The organism is Yimella lutea, assembly GCF_006715095.1.
Classification (GTDB): domain Bacteria; phylum Actinomycetota; class Actinomycetes; order Actinomycetales; family Dermatophilaceae; genus Yimella; species Yimella lutea.
Map to the genome: position 1 here is coordinate 2,421,051 of NZ_VFMO01000001.1, position 18,639 is coordinate 2,439,689.

16 protein-coding genes are annotated in these 18,639 nt (G+C 67.2%); 6 read left to right on the forward strand and 10 right to left on the reverse strand.

Going from position 1 to position 18,639, the window contains the following annotated elements:
• Positions 1-17 precede the first annotated feature (17 nt).
• Complete coding sequence (locus tag FB459_RS11770; RefSeq protein ID WP_141928644.1) at positions 18-980, reverse strand: heme o synthase; 963 nt, start codon at positions 978-980, stop codon at positions 18-20.
• Positions 981-1,203: 223 nt separating this feature from the next.
• Here FB459_RS11770 and tkt point away from each other — a divergent pair, with 223 nt between their 5' ends.
• The 6 genes from tkt to pgl are packed head-to-tail and all read left to right on the forward strand — an operon-like array spanning position 1,204 to position 9,511.
• Positions 1,204-3,414, forward strand: coding sequence for a transketolase (gene tkt, locus FB459_RS11775; protein ID WP_141928645.1), 2,211 nt, complete (start codon positions 1,204-1,206; stop codon positions 3,412-3,414).
• 59 nt (positions 3,415-3,473) lie between these two features.
• Entirely contained in the window at positions 3,474-4,589 is a 1,116-nt protein-coding gene (gene tal / locus FB459_RS11780) for a transaldolase (protein ID WP_141928646.1), read from the forward strand.
• Complete coding sequence (locus FB459_RS11785; RefSeq protein ID WP_141928647.1) at positions 4,586-6,223, forward strand: glucose-6-phosphate isomerase; 1,638 nt, start codon at positions 4,586-4,588, stop codon at positions 6,221-6,223. Before tal ends, FB459_RS11785 begins: the two co-directional genes overlap by 4 nt.
• Entirely contained in the window at positions 6,220-7,764 is a 1,545-nt protein-coding gene (zwf, locus tag FB459_RS11790) for a glucose-6-phosphate dehydrogenase (protein ID WP_141928648.1), read from the forward strand. Before FB459_RS11785 ends, zwf begins: the two co-directional genes overlap by 4 nt.
• The gene (locus tag FB459_RS11795) at positions 7,761-8,714 is read left to right on the forward strand and encodes a glucose-6-phosphate dehydrogenase assembly protein OpcA (protein ID WP_141928649.1); all 954 of its coding nucleotides are present in this window, start codon (positions 7,761-7,763) and stop codon (positions 8,712-8,714) included. Before zwf ends, FB459_RS11795 begins: the two co-directional genes overlap by 4 nt.
• A 32-nt stretch (positions 8,715-8,746) precedes the next feature.
• Positions 8,747-9,511 carry a 6-phosphogluconolactonase gene (pgl, locus tag FB459_RS11800; protein WP_141928650.1) on the forward strand — a complete coding sequence of 255 codons (765 nt, stop codon included), beginning with the start codon at positions 8,747-8,749 and terminating at the stop codon, positions 9,509-9,511.
• Positions 9,512-9,614: 103 nt separating this feature from the next.
• Here the strand turns inward: pgl and FB459_RS11805 are convergent, their stop codons facing one another.
• From FB459_RS11805 to uvrC, 9 genes are all read right to left on the reverse strand, one after another.
• Positions 9,615-9,965, reverse strand: coding sequence for an RNA polymerase-binding protein RbpA (locus tag FB459_RS11805; protein WP_141928651.1), 351 nt, complete (start codon positions 9,963-9,965; stop codon positions 9,615-9,617).
• 20 nt (positions 9,966-9,985) lie between these two features.
• Positions 9,986-10,231 carry a preprotein translocase subunit SecG gene (gene secG, locus FB459_RS11810; protein WP_129625107.1) on the reverse strand — a complete coding sequence of 82 codons (246 nt, stop codon included), beginning with the start codon at positions 10,229-10,231 and terminating at the stop codon, positions 9,986-9,988.
• A 154-nt stretch (positions 10,232-10,385) separates the two neighbouring features.
• Positions 10,386-11,186: a triose-phosphate isomerase gene (tpiA, locus tag FB459_RS11815; protein WP_141928652.1), complete on the reverse strand. Its 801-nt coding sequence runs from the start codon at positions 11,184-11,186 to the stop codon at positions 10,386-10,388.
• Positions 11,187-11,263: 77 nt separating this feature from the next.
• A complete protein-coding gene (locus tag FB459_RS11820) occupies positions 11,264-12,463 on the reverse strand; it encodes a phosphoglycerate kinase (RefSeq protein WP_141928653.1) in 1,200 nt (399 codons plus the stop codon).
• Between the two features lie 4 nt (positions 12,464-12,467).
• On the reverse strand, positions 12,468-13,475 hold the full coding sequence (gap, locus tag FB459_RS11825) for a type I glyceraldehyde-3-phosphate dehydrogenase (RefSeq protein ID WP_141928654.1): 1,008 nt from the start codon (positions 13,473-13,475) through the stop codon (positions 12,468-12,470).
• A gap of 176 nt (positions 13,476-13,651) precedes the next feature.
• Positions 13,652-14,635, reverse strand: a complete 984-nt coding sequence (gene whiA, locus FB459_RS11830; RefSeq protein ID WP_129625103.1) for a DNA-binding protein WhiA — start codon at positions 14,633-14,635, stop codon at positions 13,652-13,654.
• Between the two features lie 87 nt (positions 14,636-14,722).
• On the reverse strand, positions 14,723-15,661 hold the full coding sequence (locus FB459_RS11835; RefSeq protein WP_129625102.1) for a gluconeogenesis factor YvcK family protein: 939 nt from the start codon (positions 15,659-15,661) through the stop codon (positions 14,723-14,725).
• Complete coding sequence (gene rapZ, locus FB459_RS11840) at positions 15,658-16,584, reverse strand: RNase adapter RapZ (RefSeq protein WP_141928655.1); 927 nt, start codon at positions 16,582-16,584, stop codon at positions 15,658-15,660. Before rapZ ends, FB459_RS11835 begins: the two co-directional genes overlap by 4 nt.
• A 15-nt stretch (positions 16,585-16,599) precedes the next feature.
• Positions 16,600-18,597, reverse strand: a complete 1,998-nt coding sequence (gene uvrC / locus FB459_RS11845) for an excinuclease ABC subunit UvrC (protein ID WP_129625100.1) — start codon at positions 18,595-18,597, stop codon at positions 16,600-16,602.
• Positions 18,598-18,639: the final 42 nt, after the last annotated feature.

The following is an 18,639-nucleotide window of genomic DNA, read 5'->3' on the forward strand; positions in this document are numbered from 1 at the left end:
GCGGTCGCCGGTGGCGACTACAGACCTGGGAGGGCGGCGTACAGGATCGGGTCGAGGGCGACACCGAGGAAGACCAGCGTCAGGTAGCTGATCGAGTAGTGGAACAGCCGCATCGGCTTCAGCACCGAGTACGGCACTCCCTGCTTGGCGCGCGCCTGCAGCTTGTGCGCCTCGACCAGGAACAGTGCGCCGGACAGCACGGCGAGCACGGTGTAGATCCATCCCATCGGGGCGACCGGGATCAGCACCAGCGTGGTCAGCACGGTCACCCAGGAGTAGATGACGATCTGCCTGGCGACCGCGGTGTCCTGCGCGACGACCGGGAGCATCGGCACACCGGCGTTGGCATACTCGTCCTTGAAGCGCATCGACAACGGCCAGTAGTGCGGCGGCGTCCAGAAGAACACGACCAGGAACAGCACGAGCGCCGACCACGACAGCGAGTCGGTGACGCTGGACCAGCCGATCAGCACCGGCATGCAGCCGGCGACGCCGCCCCAGACGATGTTCTGGGAGGTGCGGCGCTTCAGCAGCATCGTGTAGAAGCCGACGTAGAGCACGATCGCGCCCACCGACAGTGCAGCCGACAGCCAGTTGACCAGCAGACCGAGCCACAGCGTCGAGGTCACACCAAGCACGGACGCGAAGATCAGCGCGTTGCGCGGGCAGATCGCGCCGGTGACCAGCGGGCGACCCTCGGTCCGGTGCATCAGCTTGTCGATATCACGGTCGAGGTAGCAGTTGAACGCGTTCGCGGAACCGGCCGACAACGCGCCGCCGACAAGGGTGGCCAGGATCAGCCAGACATTCGGGATACCGCGCTCGGCCAGGAACATCACCGGGAAGGTGGTCACCAACAGCAGTTCGATGATCCGCGGTTTGGTGAGGGCGACGTAGTCGGCAATCACCTGGCGGGTGGAGCGATCGGTCGATCCGGCGTCGTTCGTACGGCCGGCCGTACGCGGCTCGATCGTGGTCACGATGCTCCTTGACGATGGTTCGTGCGGTGAACGCGCACGAACTCAAGTCTATCCCTTCGGTTCCGGCCGCCCGAACGCTCACCCGATGTGCCGGCGACCGACGCGAGTGAGACTCGCCATCCCACGGCGCCCCAGTCGACCCGCACGCAGCCGACACCGACGCGTGCGTCAGGTCTAGGCTCGAACACGAACCCAAACCTCCGTTTCGAAGGAGCCCTCACACGTGACCACGGACGCCTCCCCCATCGCCGGTCGAGACGACAGCCTGACCCTGCCGAAGGCCGACGCGGTCGGCTGGACCGACCTCGACGTCCGCGCAGTCGACACCGCGCGCCTCCTCGCGGCCGACGCGGTGCAGAAGACCGGCAACGGTCACCCCGGCACCGCGATCAGCCTCGCGCCGGCGGCGTACCTGCTCTACCAGAACGTGATGACCCACGACCCGTCCGACCCGCACTGGTTGGGTCGGGACCGGTTTGTGCTGTCGGCCGGACACTCCAGCCTGACCCAGTACATCCAGCTCTACTTCAGCGGCTACGGCATGCAGCTGTCCGACCTGGAGGCACTGCGCACCTGGGAGTCGGCGACGCCCGGCCACCCGGAAACCACGCATACCACCGGTGTCGAGATCACGACCGGTCCGCTCGGCTCGGGCTTCGCTTCAGCGGTCGGCATGGCGATGGCCCAGCGCCGTCAGCGCGGTCTGCTCGACCCCGACGCACCGCAGGGCGAGAGCCCGTTCGACCACCACATCTACGTCGTCGCCGGTGACGGCTGCCTGATGGAGGGCGTCAGCGGCGAGGCCAGCTCGCTCGCCGGCACCCAGAAGCTCGGCAACCTGATCGCGATCTACGACCAGAACCAGATCTCCATCGAGGACGACACCGACGTCTCCTTCACCGAAGACGTCAAGGGCCGTTACGAGTCCTACGGCTGGGAGGTCATCGAGGTCCCGTGGCGCAAGCAGCACGGCACCACCGACCCCGGATACGTCGAGGACGTCGACGCCCTCTACGCCGCTTTGCTGAAGGCCAAGACGCAGGCCGACAAGCCGAGCCTGATCATTCTGCGCACGGTCATCGCCTGGCCATCGCCCACCAAGCAGGGCACGGGCAAGTCGCACGGTTCGGCACTCGGCGACGAAGAGGTCACCGGTCTGAAGAAGCTGCTCGGCTTCGACGGCCGCAAGACCTTCGAGGTCAGCGACGCCGTGATCGACCACGCCCGCGGTGTCGTGCAGCGCGGCAAGAAGGCGCGCGCCGATTGGGACGCCAAGTACGAAGCCTGGCGCAAGGCCAACCCGGACAACGCAACGTTGCTCGACCGCCTGGTCGACCGCAAGCTGCCCGAAGGTTTCGAGAAGGCGTTCCCCACCTTCGAGGCCGACGAGAAGGGCATCGCCACCCGTGCGGCGTCCGGCAAGATCCTCACCGCGCTGGCCGACATCATGCCGGAGCTGTGGGGCGGTTCGGCCGACCTCGCCGAGTCGAACAACACCACGATGGGCGGCCAGCCCTCGTTCATCCCGGCCGATCGGCAGACCGAGGAGTGGAAGGGCAACCCGTACGGACGCACACTGCACTTCGGTGTTCGTGAATTCGCAATGGGCCTGGCACTCAACGGAATCGCCCTCGAAGGATTGACCCGTCCGTACGGCGGCACCTTCCTGGTGTTCTCCGACTACATGCGTCCGGCGGTGCGCCTGGCTGCCCTGCAGAACATCCCGGTCACGTTCGTCTGGACCCACGACTCCGTCGGTCTGGGCGAAGACGGTCCGACCCACCAGCCGATCGAGCACCTCGCCGCGTTGCGCGCGATCCCGATGCTGGACGTCGTCCGCCCGGCCGACGCCAACGAGACCGCCGTCGCATGGCGCACGATCCTGGAGACCACCGACCACCCCGCCGGTCTGGCGCTGTCGCGTCAGGCGCTGCCGACGCTCGACCGTAGCGAGTACGCGTCTGCCGACAACGTCGCCAAGGGTGCGTACGTGCTGGCCGACACCGACGGCACGCCGGACGTGATCCTCATTGCCACCGGCTCCGAGGTGTCCGTGGCCATCCAGGCGCGAAAGGCGTTGGAGGGCAAGGGCGTTGCTGCCCGAGTCGTCTCCGCTCCTTGCCTCGAATGGTTCGAGAAGCAGCCGAAGAGCTACCGCGACCAGGTGCTTCCGCCGTCCGTCAAGGCGCGCGTCAGCGTCGAGGCCGGGATCTCGATGCCCTGGCACCGCTACGTCGGCGATGCCGGCCGCTGCGTGTCGATCGAGCACTTCGGTTCGTCCGCCGACGGCGCACTGGTGCTGAAGAACTTCGGCATCACTCCCGACCACGTCGTCTCGGCGGCGCAGGAGTCGATCAAGGACGCCACGAGCGGTGACGCTGTCCCCGGGGTCGACGTCGAGGTGCCCGTCTGGCCGCTGTCGAAGCGGCACTGAGCGCCGCCTGAACTTCGTTCCGTCACAAGCACATACAGCTGATTCCCGAGAGGAATGACATGACCAACAGCAACACCGAGGCACTGTCCGAGGTCGGAGTCTCGATCTGGCTGGACGACCTGAACCGCACGATGCTCGAGCAGGACGAGCTGGCCAAGCTGGTCGAGGAGAAGAACGTCGTCGGCGTCACCACCAACCCGACGATCTTCGCCACCGCACTGTCGGACGGCGCTGCCTACGACGAGCAGGTGAAACTGCTCGCTGCCGACGGAGCAGATGTCGACGAGGCGGTCTTCCTGATCACCACCGACGACGTCCGCAACGCGTGCGACCAGTTGATGTCGGTCTACGACAGCACCGACGGCAAGGACGGACGCGTGTCGATCGAGGTCGACCCGCGACTGGCCAAGGACACCGACGGCACCATCGAGAGCGCGAAGAAACTCTGGAAGAGCGTCGACCGCCCGAACGCGATGATCAAGATCCCTGCGACGCAGGCAGGCCTGCCGGCCATCACCGCCGTTCTGGCCGAGGGCATCAGCGTCAACGTGACGTTGATCTTCTCCCTCGATCGCTACCGCGCAGTCATGAACGCCTATCTCGAGGGTCTGGAGCAGGCCGACAAGAACGGACACGACCTGTCCAAGATCCGTTCGGTCGCGTCCTTCTTCGTCAGCCGCGTCGACTCCGAGATCGACAAGCGCCTCGACGAGATCGGTACGGACGAGGCCAAGGCGCTCAAGGGCAAGGCCGGTGTGGCGAACGCCCGGCTGGCCTACCAGGCCTTCGAAGAGGTCTTCTCGACCCCGCGTTGGCAGTCGCTCGCCGACGACGGCGCCCACGTCCAGCGCCCGTTGTGGGCCTCGACCGGTGTGAAGAACCCGGAGTACAAGGACACCATGTACGTCGTCGACCTCGCCGTCGCCGACACGGTCAACACGATGCCGCCCAAGACGCTCGACGCGCTCGCCGACCACGGTGAGGTCGCGGGCGACCAGGTGACCGGTGGCTACGACGGTGCCCGCGAAGTGCTCGCCCAGCTCGACGCCGTGGGCGTCGACTACAACGACGTCGTGAAGGTGCTCGAGGACGAAGGCGTCAGCAAGTTCGAGGGCTCCTGGGGCGAGCTGCTCGACTCGGTGAAGGGCGAGCTCGACAAGGCGGCCGCCAAATGAGCAACCTCGAGGTGCTGCCGGTGGGCGCTGCCGCCGACGCGATCGAACGGCACCTGCCCGAACTCGTCCAGGACAATGTCGCGAGCCGCCTGTTCGCGCAGGACGCGACGCTCTGGGGCAAGGACGCCGAGAGCGAATCGGCCAAGCGACTGGCCTGGGTAGGGCTCGCCGAGTCCTCGCGTCCGCTGGTCGCCGAGATCGAGGACCTGCGAAAGTCGCTGCAAGACAAGGGCGTCAGTCGAGTCGTGCTGTGCGGCATGGGCGGATCGTCGCTGGCTCCCGAGGTCATCTGCGCAACGGCCGGGGTGCCGATCACCGTTCTGGACAGTTCGCAGCCGGACATGGTGCGCGCGTCCGTCCAGGAGCAGCTCGACCAGACCGTCGTCGTCGTGTCGTCGAAGTCGGGCGGCACGGTCGAGACCGACTCCCAGCGCCGGGCGTTCGTCGACGCGTTCGAGAAGGCGGGCATCGACCCGACCGAACGCATCGTCGTGGTCACCGACCCGGGCAGCCCGCTCGACGAGCAGTCCCGCAAGGACGGCTACCGGGTGTTCAACGCCGACCCGGACGTCGGAGGTCGCTACTCGGCTCTCACCGCGTTCGGACTGGTGCCGAGCGGTCTGGCCGGTGCCGACATCTCAACACTGCTGGACGAAGCTGCTTCTGTTACAGAGCGATTGGGTGCCGACGACGACTCGAACCCGGGCCTACGTCTGGGCGCCGCGATCGGTGGCACGCAGCCGTTGCGCGACAAGCTGGTCTTCGTCGATGCCGGTACCGAAGCCGTCGGGTTCGGCGACTGGGTCGAGCAGTTGATCGCCGAGAGCACCGGCAAGCAGGGCAAGGGTCTGCTTCCGGTGGTCGCCGGTCAGGCATCGGTCGACACCGACGGGCAGACGGACGACGAGTTGGTAGTCCACCTCACCTCCGGTGACCCCGGCACGCTGAGCGGCGACGCCGTCGCCGTCTCGGGCACGCTCGGCGCCACGTTCCTGTTGTGGGAGGTCGCCACGGCGGTCGCCGGGCGGTTGCTCGGCATCAACCCGTTCGACCAGCCCGATGTGGAATCGGCGAAGGAAGCGGCCCGCTCGATGCTCGAGTCGGGCACCGGTGCGGTGGACGACCCGGCGTTCACCGACGGTTCCATCGAGGTGCGCGCTTCGGGCGACTTCCTGGGCAGCGCTTCGACGGCAGCGGACGCGATCGCAGCCTTGTTGCGCGAGGTGCCGAAGGACGGCTACCTGGCGATCATGGCCTACCTCGACCGCATCGCCGACCGGTCGCTGGCCGACGTCCGGCAACTGTTCGTCCGTTCGTTGCACCGTCCGGTCACGTTCGGCTGGGGCCCGCGCTTCCTGCACTCCACCGGGCAGTACCACAAGGGCGGACCGGAGTTCGGTGTGTACCTGCAGATCACCACCGAGCCCCGCGAGGATCTGTCGGTGCCCGGCCGCGACTTCACCTTCGGTGACTTCGTCGCAGCGCAGGCCGCCGGCGACGCCAAGGTGTTGGCCGACAAGGGACGTCCGGTGCTGCGTGTGCACCTCACCGACACCGAGCAGGGCATGAGCGATCTCACTCAGGCGATCCGCACCGCGACGAGTTCGCACGCGGGTTCGCAGGGCGGCTCGTGACCACTGCTCGCGTCGCACGCGGGATCAACCCGTTGCGGGAGGCGGCCGACCGCCGCCTCCCGCGCATCGCGGGTCCGTGCAGTCTGGTGATGTTCGGTGTCACCGGAGACCTCGCCCGCAAGAAGCTGCTGCCCTCGATCTACGACCTCTACAACCGCGGTCTGCTGTCCCCCAGCTTCTCCCTCGTCGGCTTCGCCCGGCGTGACTGGGAGGACCAGGACTTCGGACGCATCGTCAAGGACGCGGTCAAGCAGGGCGCCCGCACGGGCTTCTCCGAGGACGTCTGGCGTGACCTGTCGAAGGGCCTGCGATTCGTGCCCGGTGCCTTCGACGACGACGAAGCCTTCGACAAGTTGGCCCGCACCGTGGAGGAACTCGACCAGGAGCGCGGTACGGGCGGCAACCACGCGTTCTACCTGTCGATCCCACCGGCCGCGTTCGGCACCGTCTGCCAGCAACTCGAACGCTGCGGCCTGTCGACGCCCAAGCCGGACACCTGGCGTCGCGTGGTCATCGAGAAGCCGTTCGGTCACGACCGCGAAAGCGCCCGGAAGCTGAACGAGATCGTGGGTGCGGTCTTCCCCACCGACTCTGTTTTCCGGATCGACCACTACCTGGGCAAGGAGACCGTCCAGAACATCCTGGCGCTGCGCTTCGCCAACCAGTTGTTCGAACCGGTCTGGAACGGCAACTACGTCGACCACGTACAGATCACGATGGCCGAGGACATCGGCATCGGAGGTCGCGCCGGCTACTACGACGGCATCGGCGCCGCCCGCGACGTGATCCAGAACCACCTGCTGCAGTTGCTCGCAATCACCGCGATGGAGCAGCCGAACTCGTTCTCCGCCAAGGCTCTTCGCACCGAGAAGGAGAAGATCCTCGCCGCGGTGAAGCTGCCCGCCGACATCGGCAAGCACACCGCGCGGGGTCAGTACACCGCGGGCTGGCAGGGCTCGGAGAAGGTCATCGGCTATCTCGACGAGGACGGCATCGCGAAAAGTTCCACAACCGAGACGTACGCCGCGATGAAGCTCGAACTGGCCACCCGCCGCTGGGCGGGCGTGCCGTTCTATCTGCGCGCCGGCAAGCGACTCGGCAAGCGGGTGACCGAGATCGCCGTCGTGTTCAAGCGTGCCCCGCACCTACCCTTCAATGACAACTCGACCGAGGAACTGGGCCAGAACGCGATCGTCATCCGTGTGCAGCCCGACGAGGGCGTCACCATCCGCTTCGGGTCGAAGGTGCCCGGCGCGGGCTCGATGGAACTGCGCGACGTCACGATGGACTTCGGCTACGGCACCGCGTTCACCGAGTCGAGCCCCGAGGCTTACGAACGACTCATCCTCGACGTCCTGCTCGGTGACCCGCCGCTGTTCCCGCGACACGAGGAGGTCGACCTGTCCTGGCAGATCCTCGACCCGGTGGAGCGGTACTGGGAACGGCATGGCAAGCCCGCACCGTACGAGGCCGGTACGTGGGGACCGACGACGGCCGACACGATGATGAAACTCGACGGCCGCTCCTGGAGGATCCCGTGATCGTCGACCTGCCCAGCTGCAACACCCGCGACATCTCCAAGCAACTCCTCAGGCTGCGTTCGCAGGTCGGTGCGGTGACTCTCGGTCGGGTGATGACGCTCATCGTCGTCACCGACGAGGCCCACGCGGACGCCGCGATCGACGCCGCCGCGGAGGCCAGCAGGGAGCACCCGAGCCGCATCCTCGCTCTGGTCCGCGGACACCGTCGCGCCGCCAGCCGGCTGGACGCGCAGGTGCGCGTCGGCGGCGAGGCCGGTGTCAGCGAGCTTGTGGTGATGCGGATGCACGGCGAACTCGCTCGACACGGCGGCAGCATCGTCACTCCGCTCCTGCTGCCCGACTCGGCGGTCGTCGCGTGGTGGCCGGGTGCCGGGGAGACCGACCTGGCCGGCTCGTCCGTCGGCTCGCTGGCCGGACGACGGATCACCGATGTGTCCTTGGACAAGAACCCACGTCGGGCATTGGCCCGTCGAGCCGAGAACTACACACCCGGTGACACCGACATGGCGTGGTCGCGCACGACCAGGTGGCGGGCGCTGCTCGCGACGGCATTGGACCACCCTCCGTTCGAATCGGTCGATTCGGTGACGGTGACGGGTGCGTCCGACTCAGCCAGTGCCGACCTGCTCGGTGCGTGGCTCGCCGTCCGGTTGCGTTGCCCGGTCCGACGGGTGTCTGCTGCGGCCGGTCGCGGGTTGGTCAGCGTCCGGATGGAGCGTGAGAGTGGACCGATCGTGTTGGAACGCGCGAGCGACGACCAGGCGACGCTCACCCAACCGGGTCACCAACCGCGTCCGTTCCCGTTGCCCCGGCCGACCACGGCCCAGGCGCTCAGCGAGGAACTGCGGCACCTGGACAAGGACGAGGTCTACCGACTCGCGCTGCAGAACATCGGGCTGATGAGAACAACTCCGGCGGCGAAGCAGACATCATCGAGCAAGAGCACGTAACCCTCTCCCCCGCACGCACAACGAGGAGCGCCGTGAGCGACCGCACGATCGAGATTCGTCCCGACAAGAACGAACTGGCAGCAGCGGTCGCCGAAGCCCTCGAGCAGGCGGTCGACGCGGCACTGCAACGCGGACGGAACGCGCACATCGCGCTGACCGGCGGGTCGATGGGTGAGGCACTCATGAAGGCCTGGGTCGCCCGGGCCGACGACGAGCGCGACTGGACGCGCGTGCACATCTGGTGGGGCGACGAACGTTTCGTGCCCGCCGGCGACGATGACCGCAACGACAAGCAGGCGGACGACGCGGGTCTGAAGAAGCTGGGCGTCCCGGCGAACAACGTGCACCGCATGCCCTCGAGCGACGACGGTGACGCTGCCGCGGGAGCCGAGGCATACGCTCAGGAGCTGGCGGTGTTCACCGACGTGACTGCGGTCGGTCTGCCGGAGAAGCCTCAGATGCCGACCTTCGACGTCCTGATGCTCGGTGTCGGGCCGGACGGTCACGTCGCGTCCTTGTTCCCCGGCCACCGCGACCAGTTGGTGGACCGGGTCACGGTCGTTGCGGTGCAGGATGCCCCGAAGCCGCCGCCCACTCGCCTCAGCCTCACTTTCCCCGCGCTCGCGGAGGCGCGCGAGGTCTGGCTCATGGTGGCCGGCGAAGACAAGGCGGACGCCGTCGCGACTGCCTTCAGTTCCAGCGACCCGGTGGAGTGCCCGGCCTCCGTCGTCGGCGGCCAGGTGAGCACGACCTGGTGGCTCGACACCGCAGCAGCCTCGAAGGTCGAGCAAAGCTGATCCCGGTGGTCGAGTAGGTGCGCCGGCGCTGCAACCGGTCATGAGAGGCCCCGGAAACGACGGGGCCGCCCGAACCGTGGTTCGGGCGGCAACCTCGTTCGAGCTACTTGATCAGACCGCGGTTGCGCAAGGTCTCCAGCGCCTCGTCCAGGATGACGGCCCCTTCGGCGTCGCTACGACGCTCCTTCACGTAGGCCAGGTGCGTCTTGTACGGCTCGGCCTTCGGCGGAGAAGGAGGGTTCTCTTGGTCCTGACCGGCCGGAAAACCGCAGCGCGGGCAGTCCCACTGCTCCGGCACGACCATGCCCGGCTCCTGCGCGAAGCTCGGCTTGGTCTCGTGCCCGTTGAAGCACCAGTACGAGATGACGACTCGGGGTGCGGACTCGCCGCGCTCCGCTTCGCCCATGGGTCCGGCGCCGACTCGGCTACCCCGGATTGCGTTTCCACCTGCCACGATCGTTCTCCTTCTGGTGCTTAGGCGCTGAAGCGCGCGACGAGCCCCAGCCCGACGATCGCCGTGATCCAGGTCAGACCGGCGATCACCGTGAGGCGATTGAGGTTCTTCTCGGCGACCGAGGAGCCGCCGAGGTTGCTGCTGACACCGCCGCCGAACATGTCGGACAGGCCACCGCCCTTGCCCTTGTGCATGAGGATCAACAGCACCAGGAACAGGCTGCTGAGCACGACCACTGCCTGCAACGCGATCCGCACCGCATCCACGTCGGGAACTCACCTTCGTCGGGAACATTCGGCAGTCGCCGAACGGCGACAACCCGTCCAACTTTACGGCATGGACCAGGCCGCTCCGAGCAGCCGTACGCCGACCCGCCGTGATGGCCGGGTCGGCGTACGCGTTACCGCAAGCCAACGGTGCTCAGTTGCCGCCGCCGTGGTGCTGCTTGTACCGGCAGATGGTGGCGAACTCGACCGGGTCGGTGCTTGCGCCGCCGACGAGCGCACCGTCGACATCGGCCTCCGCCATGATCGAGGCGACATTGCCCGATTTCACCGAGCCGCCGTAAAGGACGCGGACGCCGTCGGCCAGCTTCTGGTCGTACAGCTTCGCCAGCTCACCACGGATCGCCGAGCAGACCTCCTGGGCGTCGGCCGGGGTCGCGACCTCGCCGGTGCCGATCGCCCATACGGGTTCGTAGGCGATGACGATCGACTGGGCGGACGTCGCGGCCAGCCCGTCGAGGGCGGCACGCACCTGCCCGAGAACGAACTCGACCTGCTCGCCGGCCTTGCGGGTCTCGAGCTTCTCGCCGACGCACAGGATCGGGGTCAGATCGTTCTTGTAGGCAGCCTTCACCTTTGCTGCCACGACCTCGTCGGTCTCGTCGTGGTACTCACGACGCTCGGAGTGGCCCACGACCACGTAGGTGCAGCTGAGCTTCTTCAGGAACACCCCGGCGATGTCGCCGGTGTAGGCGCCTTCGTCGTGCGGGCTGAGATCCTGTGCCCCGAGCTTCAGCTTGAGCTTGTCGCCGTCGATCAGCGTCTGCACCGAGCGCAGGTCGGTGAACGGCGGGATGATCGCGACCTCGACCTCCTCGTAGTTGTGCTTGCCGTCGCGCAGCGTCCAATCCAGCTTCTGCACCAGCACGGTGCCCTGCTGGTGGTCGAGGTTCATCTTCCAGTTGCCGGCGATGAGCGGAGTGCGGGTATCTGCCACTTCGATTCCTTCGGTAGAAGCATGAGGCGGCGGACGATCGAATCGCCCACCGCCTCAGGCGTTTTGGTTCGGGTTTCTCAGCTTTCGAGCACGGACAGGCCGGGCAGTTCCTTGCCCTCGAGGTACTCCAGGCTCGCGCCACCACCGGTGGAGATGTGCGTGAAGTCGGAGTCCTCGAAACCGAGCTGACGGACGGCAGCCGCAGAGTCGCCGCCACCGACGACGGTGAGCGCGCCGTTCTTGGTCGCCTCCACGAGCGCGCCCGCGAGCTCCTTGGTGCCGGCCGCGTACGGCTCCATCTCGAACGCGCCCATCGGGCCGTTCCAGAAGACCGTCTTGGCCGACTTCACCTTCTCGGCGAAGACCTTCGCCGACTCCGGTCCGATGTCCAGCCCCATCCGGTCGGACGGGATCGCGTCAGCAGCGACGACCTCGTGGTCGGCGTCCGCCGAGAACTCGGTGGCCGCGACGACGTCGGTGGGCAGCACGATCTCGACGCCGTCCTTCTCCGCCTGCTCCAGGTAGCCCTTCACGGTGTCGATCTGGTCCTTCTCCAGCAGACTCTTGCCGACCTCGTGACCCTGGGCCGCGAGGAAGGTGAAGACCATGCCACCACCGATGACGAGCATGTCGGCGGTTTTGAGCAGGTTGTCGATCACGCCGAGCTTGTCGCTGACCTTGGCGCCACCGAGCACGACCGCGTACGGCTTCTCGGGGTCCTTGGTGAGACGCTCGAGCACCTTCACCTCGTCCTGCACCAGGTCGCCGGCGCCGTGCGGCAGCTTCTGCGCCACGTCGTAGACGGACGCCTGCTTGCGGTGCACCACACCGAACCCATCGCTTACGAAAACGTCTGCGAGGCAAGCGAGTTCGTCGGCGAACTTGCCGCGCTCAGCCTCGTTCTTGCTGGTCTCACCCGCATTGAAGCGCAGGTTCTCCAGCAGGACGACGTCGCCGTCCTTCATCGCGTCAACCTTCTCCTTCGCCGACTCCCCCACCGTGTCGGTGGCGAATTCGACGGAGCTGCCGAGCAATTCGGCGAGGCGCTCGGCGACGGGTGCGAGCGAGTACTTGTCCTCCGGCTCGCCCTTCGGGCGGCCGAGGTGCGCGCACACGATGACCTGAGCGCCCTGCTCGGTCAGCTTCTTGATCGTCGGGACCGAGGCGCGGATGCGTCCGTCGTCGCCGATCTTCTTGCCGTCCAGCGGGACGTTGAGGTCGCTGCGCAGCAGCACCTTCTTGCCCGAGAGGTCGCCCAGGTCATCGATCGTGCGCATAGTCTCAGAGGTCCTTGCCGACGAGCTCGACGAGGTCGACGAGGCGGTTGGAGTAGCCCCACTCGTTGTCGTACCAACCGACGACCTTGACCATGTTGCCGGTGACCTTGGTCAGGCCGGCGTCGAAGATGCAGGACGCCGGGTCGGTCTCGATGTCCTTGGAGACGATCTCGTCCTCGGTGTAGACCAGGTAACCCTTGAGCGGGCCTTCCTCGGCGGCCTTCTTCACCGCAGCGTTGACCTCCTCGACGGTGACCTCCTTGGAAGCCTCGAAGGTGAGGTCGGTGGCCGAGCCGGTCGGGGTCGGCACGCGCATCGCGTAACCGTCCAGCTTGCCCTTCAGTTCCGGCAGCACCAGGGCGACGGCCTTGGCCGCACCGGTGGTGGTCGGCACCATGTTCAGGGCTGCCGCGCGGCTGCGGCGCAGGTCCTTGTGCGGGCCGTCCTGCAGGTTCTGGTCCTGGGTGTAGGCGTGGATGGTGGTCATCAGGCCCTTCTCGATACCGATCGAGTCGTTCAGGGCCTTCGCCATCGGCGCCAGGCAGTTGGTGGTGCAGGAGGCGTTGCTGATGATGTTGTGCGACTTCGGGTCGTACTTGTCGTCGTTCACACCCATCACGATCGTGATGTCCTCGTTCTTCGCCGGGGCGGAGATGATGACCTTCTTGGCGCCTGCGTCCAGGTGCGCCTTGGCCTTCTCGGCGTCGGTGAAGAAGCCGGTGGACTCGACGACGACGTCGACTCCGAGGTCCTTCCACGGCAGGTTGGCCGGGTCCTTCTCGGCGAAGGCACGGATCTTCTTGCCATCGGCGGTGATCGACTCGTCGTCGTAGGTCACCTCGCCGTCGAAGCGTCCGAGGATCGAGTCGTACTTGAGCAGGTGGGCGAGCGTCTTGTTATCGGTGAGGTCGTTGACGGCCACCACCTCGACGTCAGCACCCGAGGCCACCACGGCCCGGAAGAAGTTGCGGCCGATGCGGCCGAAGCCATTGATTCCTACGCGGACGGTCACAGTGAAACATCCCTTTCTGGGAGGCGGTATCCGAACTTACGGACGGGCTCCCCCGAGAGGATCCAGTGCTGCGAGAACCTCACGAGGTGTCACCTTCGACCCTATGGGATGACCGGGAAGTAACTGCAATCAGGCCGCACCGGAAATCAGCAGGCGGAACGAGTCGTGAGACGCACTCACTCGCCGTCGAGCATGTCCGGGGTCAAGCCGGCCTCGGTGCCCTCGATGCCCATCTCCTCGGCCTTCTTGTCGGCCATGGCCAGCAGACGGCGGATGCGTCCGGCGACGGCGTCCTTGGTCATCGTGGGCTGGGACAGTTGGCCCAACTCCTCGAGACTGGCCTGCTTGTGCTCCAGCCGCAGTCGGCCCGCATGTGCGAGATGTTCGGGCACCTCGTCGCCGAGGATCTCCAGCGCCCGCTCCACCCGTGCCCCGGCGGCGACCGCGGCACGCGCCGAGCGACGCAGGTTGGCATCGTCGAAGTTGGCCAGGCGGTTGGCGGTCGCGCGCACCTCGCGGCGCATCCGGCGCTCCTCCCAGGACAGCACACAGTCGTGCGCGCCCAGGCGGGTCAGAAGTTGGCTGATCGCGTCGCCGTCGCGGATCACCACGCGGTCGACGCCGCGAACCTCGCGTGCCTTGCTGGCGATACCCAGCCGGCGAGCGGCCCCGACGAGCGCCAGCGCGGCCTCCGGCCCAGGGCAGGTGACCTCGAGCGCCGACGAGCGTCCGGGTTCGGTAAGCGAACCGTGAGCCAGGAACGCCCCGCGCCACGCCGCCTCGGCGTCGCAGATCGCGCCGTTGACCACGCGCGGCGGCAGGCCCCGAACGGGGCGGCCCCGGTTGTCGATGAGCCCAGTCTGGCGGGCCAGGGCCTCACCGTCATGGCTGACCCGGACCACGTAGCGGCTGGTGCGCCGGATGCCGCCGGCGCTCATCACGACGACGTCGGGCACCTGCCCGTAGAGGTCGGCGATGTCGCGGCGCAACCGGCGGGCGGCATTCGCGGTGTCGAGCTCCGCCTCGATGACGATGCGACCACCGACGATGTGCAGACCTCCCGCGAAACGCAGGATCGCGGAGACCTCCGCCTTGCGGCAGCAGGTCTTCGTGACCGGCAACCGGCTCAGTTCGTCCTTGACCGCGGATGTCATCGCCATGGCGGCAATCCTCTCACCGCTGTCCAGACCGGCTCGTGGCCGAACTGGGCAGCGTCCCTCAGGTTCGATTCAGGTCCGTCGGCAAGGTCAACCGAGGATGTCTCGATAGGCAGCAGCGAGCAACAGTACGTCGTGTGTGCTCGAGTGGTCACGGTTGGCAACCGATTTGAGGATCAGTTCCGCCCCGACGGACTCGGCCGCGCGGCGTAGGAGGTCTTCCTGACCCACCACCGCCTCGGCGTCGGCGAGCACGGCGTCGAAGTGCAGTTCGGGGGCGTGAGCGACCATCACCTCGAGGTGGTTGGCGGCGGTGAAGCCCTCGGTCTCACCACTGTTGACGACGTTGAGGGTCAGCAACCGGCGGGCGCGGGTCTGTACCAGCGCCTCGCGCAGATCGGGCACCGCGAGGTGCGGCATCACAGAGGTGAACCAGGAGCCCGGACCGAGCACCACCCAGTCCGCGTCATGAACGGCGTCGAGCGACTCGCGGCACGCCAGCGGGGGGTCGGGCAACAGCCGGATCGACTGAACGCGTCCCGGTGTCGTGGCGACCTGCACCTGACCGACGACCTCGGTGACCTCGTCCGAACCCGGCTCGGCGCCCTGCACCATCGCGCGGATCTCGAGGGGCTCGGTCGACATCGGCAGCACGCGGCCACGCGCTCCCAGCAGGCGACCGACGAAATCGAGACCGGAGACCGGGTCGCCGCGCAAATCCCACAGCGAGGCGATGATCAGGTTGCCGAGGGCATGCCCGCCGAGCGGACCGTCGCCGGCGAACCGGTGTTGCAACGCGTCCCGCCACTGCAGGCCCCACTCGGTGGAGTCACACAAGGCAGTGAGTGCCATGCGCAGGTCACCGGGCGGAAGGATGTCGAACTCCTCGCGCAAGCGTCCGCTCGAGCCACCGTTGTCGGCGACCGTCACGATCGCGGTGATCCGGTCGGTGACCAGTTGCAGCGCCTGCAGCGAAGCCGACAGGCCGTGGCCCCCGCCGAGTGCGGCGACCCTGGGGCGGCCGCTCACTCGCGCCCCAGATCGCGGTGCACCACCACGGCACGCAGCCCGGGGACGTCGTCCAACCGGCCGCGCAACGCCTCGGCCATCGCGACCGAACGGTGTTTTCCGCCGGTGCAGCCGAACGCGATCGTCACATAGCTGCGTCCCTCTCGCAGGTAGCCCTGCAGCATCGGCTCGAGCATCGCCTCCGCGCGGTCGAGGAACTCGGCGGCACCCGGCTGGGACAGCACGAAGTCGGAGACGACCGCGTCCTGACCGGTGAACGGCCGCAGGTCGGGGTTCCAGAACGGGTTGGGCAGGAAGCGCATGTCCAGGACGATGTCGGCATCCAGCGGGATGCCGTACTTGAACCCGAACGACAGGACGGCCACGCGCATCCTGACCTCGGTGCCGTCCGGACCGAGGAACTGCTTCACCTTCGCAGTCAGCTGGTGCACGTTGAGGCCGCTGGTGTCGATCAGAACATCGGAGGTGGCGCGCAACTCCCCTAGCGCCTCACGCTCGGACTGGATGCCGTCGAGCAGACGTCCCTCCCCTTGCAACGGGTGGGGACGGCGTACCGACTCGAAGCGGCGCACGAGCGCCTCGTCGGTCGCGTCGAGGAAGATCACCGTCGGACGCCATCCGCCGTCGCGCAGCCGGTCGAGCCCGTCTCGGAAATCGGTGAAGAAGGTGCGGGCTCGGATGTCGACCACGGCCGCCAGCTTGGCCGGCTTGCGGGCCTGACCGCCGGCCAGGAGCTCGGCCATCGCGGACAGCATCTGCGGCGGGAGGTTGTCGATGACGTACCAGCCGGCGTCCTCCAGGACGTTCGCCGCGGAGGTGCGTCCTGCGCCGCTCATGCCGGTGAGAATCAGGAACTCGTTCTTGTCGGCAGGTCTCTCGCCGACGTCGTCGTGGTCGGCCGTGGGTGCGGTCGAGTCAGGCATGCGTTCCTACTGCTCCTAGTCCAGGACTTCGCCCGTGGTCACGTTGACCGACGGCGCACTCTCATCTTGGCGCAGACGGGAGGAGATTGCCTCCGCAAGTCGAGGACCGATCCCCTCAACCTGTTCGATCTCGGCGGTGGTGGCCGCACGGATCTTCTTCACCGACCCGAACTTCTTCAGCAGCGCCTTGCGTTTCACTTCACCGAGCCCGGGAATCTCATCGAGCGCGGAGACGGTCATCGACTTGCTGCGGCGTTGCCGATGGAAGCTGATCGCGAACCGGTGAGCCTCGTCGCGGACCCGTTGCAGCAGGTAGAGACCCTCGCTGGTGCGCGGCAGGATGACCGGGAAGTCATCGCCTTCGACCCAGACCTCCTCCAGTCGTTTGGCCAACCCGACCACCGGGATGTCGTCGATGCCGAGGGCGCGCAGGGCGCGGACGGCCGCGGTCACCTGCGGCTTTCCGCCGTCGACGACCACGAGTTGGGGCGGGTAGGCGAACCGTCGCGGTCTGCCGGTCATCTCGTCGATCGGACCGGAGGTCATTTCCTCGTCGTCCACGTCACCGAGCTCGACGTCGCCGGCATCCTGCCGATCGGACAGGTAACGCTTGAAGCGGCGGGTGAGCACCTCGTCCATGGCGGCGGTGTCGTCGAGGCGGAGTTCGCCGGACTCGGTGGGCGTGCCGCGCACCAGGAACTTGCGGTACTCCCCCTTTCGCGGCAGACCGTCCTCGAACACGACCATGCCGGCGACGACGTTCGTGCCCTGGACGTGGCTGATGTCGTAACACTCGATGCGCAGCGGCGCCTGACCGAGATCGAGGTACTCCTGCAACTCCTCCAGCGCCTTGCTGCGCGCGGTGAGATCGCCGGCGCGCGCGACCTTGTGCCTGGCCAGCGATTGGGTGGCGTTGCGGGTGACCGTCTCCATCAGCGTCTTCTTGTCGCCACGCTGCGGCACCCGCAGGGAGACCTGCGCGCCGCGTCGTTCGGTGAGCCATTCGCTCATCGCGTCGGCGTCGGTCGGCAACACCGGCACGAGCACCTCGCGCGGAAGACCTTGGCCGCTCTCCTCGCCGTACACCTGCTGCAGCAGGCGCTCGACGACGTCCGCGAGCCCCACATCGCCCTCGGCCTCCTTGTCGACGACCCAGCCGCGCTGGCCGCGGACGCGACCACCACGCACGTGGAAGACCTGGACGGCTGCTTCGAGGTCGTCGTCGGCCATGCCGAAGACGTCGGTGTCGGTGGAGTCGCCGAGCACAACCGCGCTGTGCTCCAACGACTTTCGCAACGCCATGATGTCGTCGCGGCGCCGCGCGGCGGTCTCGTAGTCGAGGTCGGCGGACGCCTGGTTCATCTGTTGCTCGAGGCGTTTGACGAAGCGCGTGGTGTTGCCGTCCATGAAGTCGCAGAACTCTTCCGCGATCTCCCGGTGTTCTTCGGCGCTGACGTCGCCGACACACGGCGCCGAGCACTTCTCGATGTAACCCAGCAGGCACGGACGACCCACCTGGCCGGCCCGCTTGAACACACCGCTGCTGCAGGTGCGGATCGGAAAGACCCGCAGCAGCTGGTCGAGGGTCTCCCGGATCGCCCAGGCGTGGGCGTACGGACCGAAGTAGCGAGTGCCCTTGCGTTTGGCGCCGCGCATCACCTGAGCACGCGGGAACTCCTCGCCCATCGTCACCGCGAGATAGGGGTAGGACTTGTCGTCGCGGTACTTGACGTTGAACCGCGGGTCGAACTCCTTGATCCAGGAGTACTCCAGTTGCAGGGCCTCGACCTCGTTGCGGACGACCGTCCACTCGACCGATGCGCCGGTGGTGACCATCGTCCGGGTGCGCGGGTGAAGAGCGGTGATGTCCTGGAAATAGGAGGACAGCCTGCTACGCAGAGACTTCGCCTTGCCGACGTAGATGACCCGTCCGTCCTTGTCGCGGAAGCGGTAGACACCCGGGTCGATCGGGATGTCGCCCGGTTTCGGTCGGTAGGAGGAGGGGTTGGCCACGTATCCACTCTAAGGAGGGCCACCGACATCGCAGACCACCCC

Coding starts and splice junctions, on each gene's coding strand:
- tal (WP_141928646.1), top strand. CDS start 3,474: ATGACCAACAGCAACACCGAGGCACTGTCCGAGGTCGGAGTCTCGATC.
- FB459_RS11785 (WP_141928647.1), top strand. CDS start 4,586: ATGAGCAACCTCGAGGTGCTGCCGGTGGGCGCTGCCGCCGACGCGATC.
- FB459_RS11820 (WP_141928653.1), bottom strand. CDS start 12,463: ATGCGCACGATCGATGACCTGGGCGACCTCTCGGGCAAGAAGGTGCTG.
- whiA (WP_129625103.1), bottom strand. CDS start 14,635: ATGGCGATGACATCCGCGGTCAAGGACGAACTGAGCCGGTTGCCGGTC.
- rapZ (WP_141928655.1), bottom strand. CDS start 16,584: ATGCCTGACTCGACCGCACCCACGGCCGACCACGACGACGTCGGCGAG.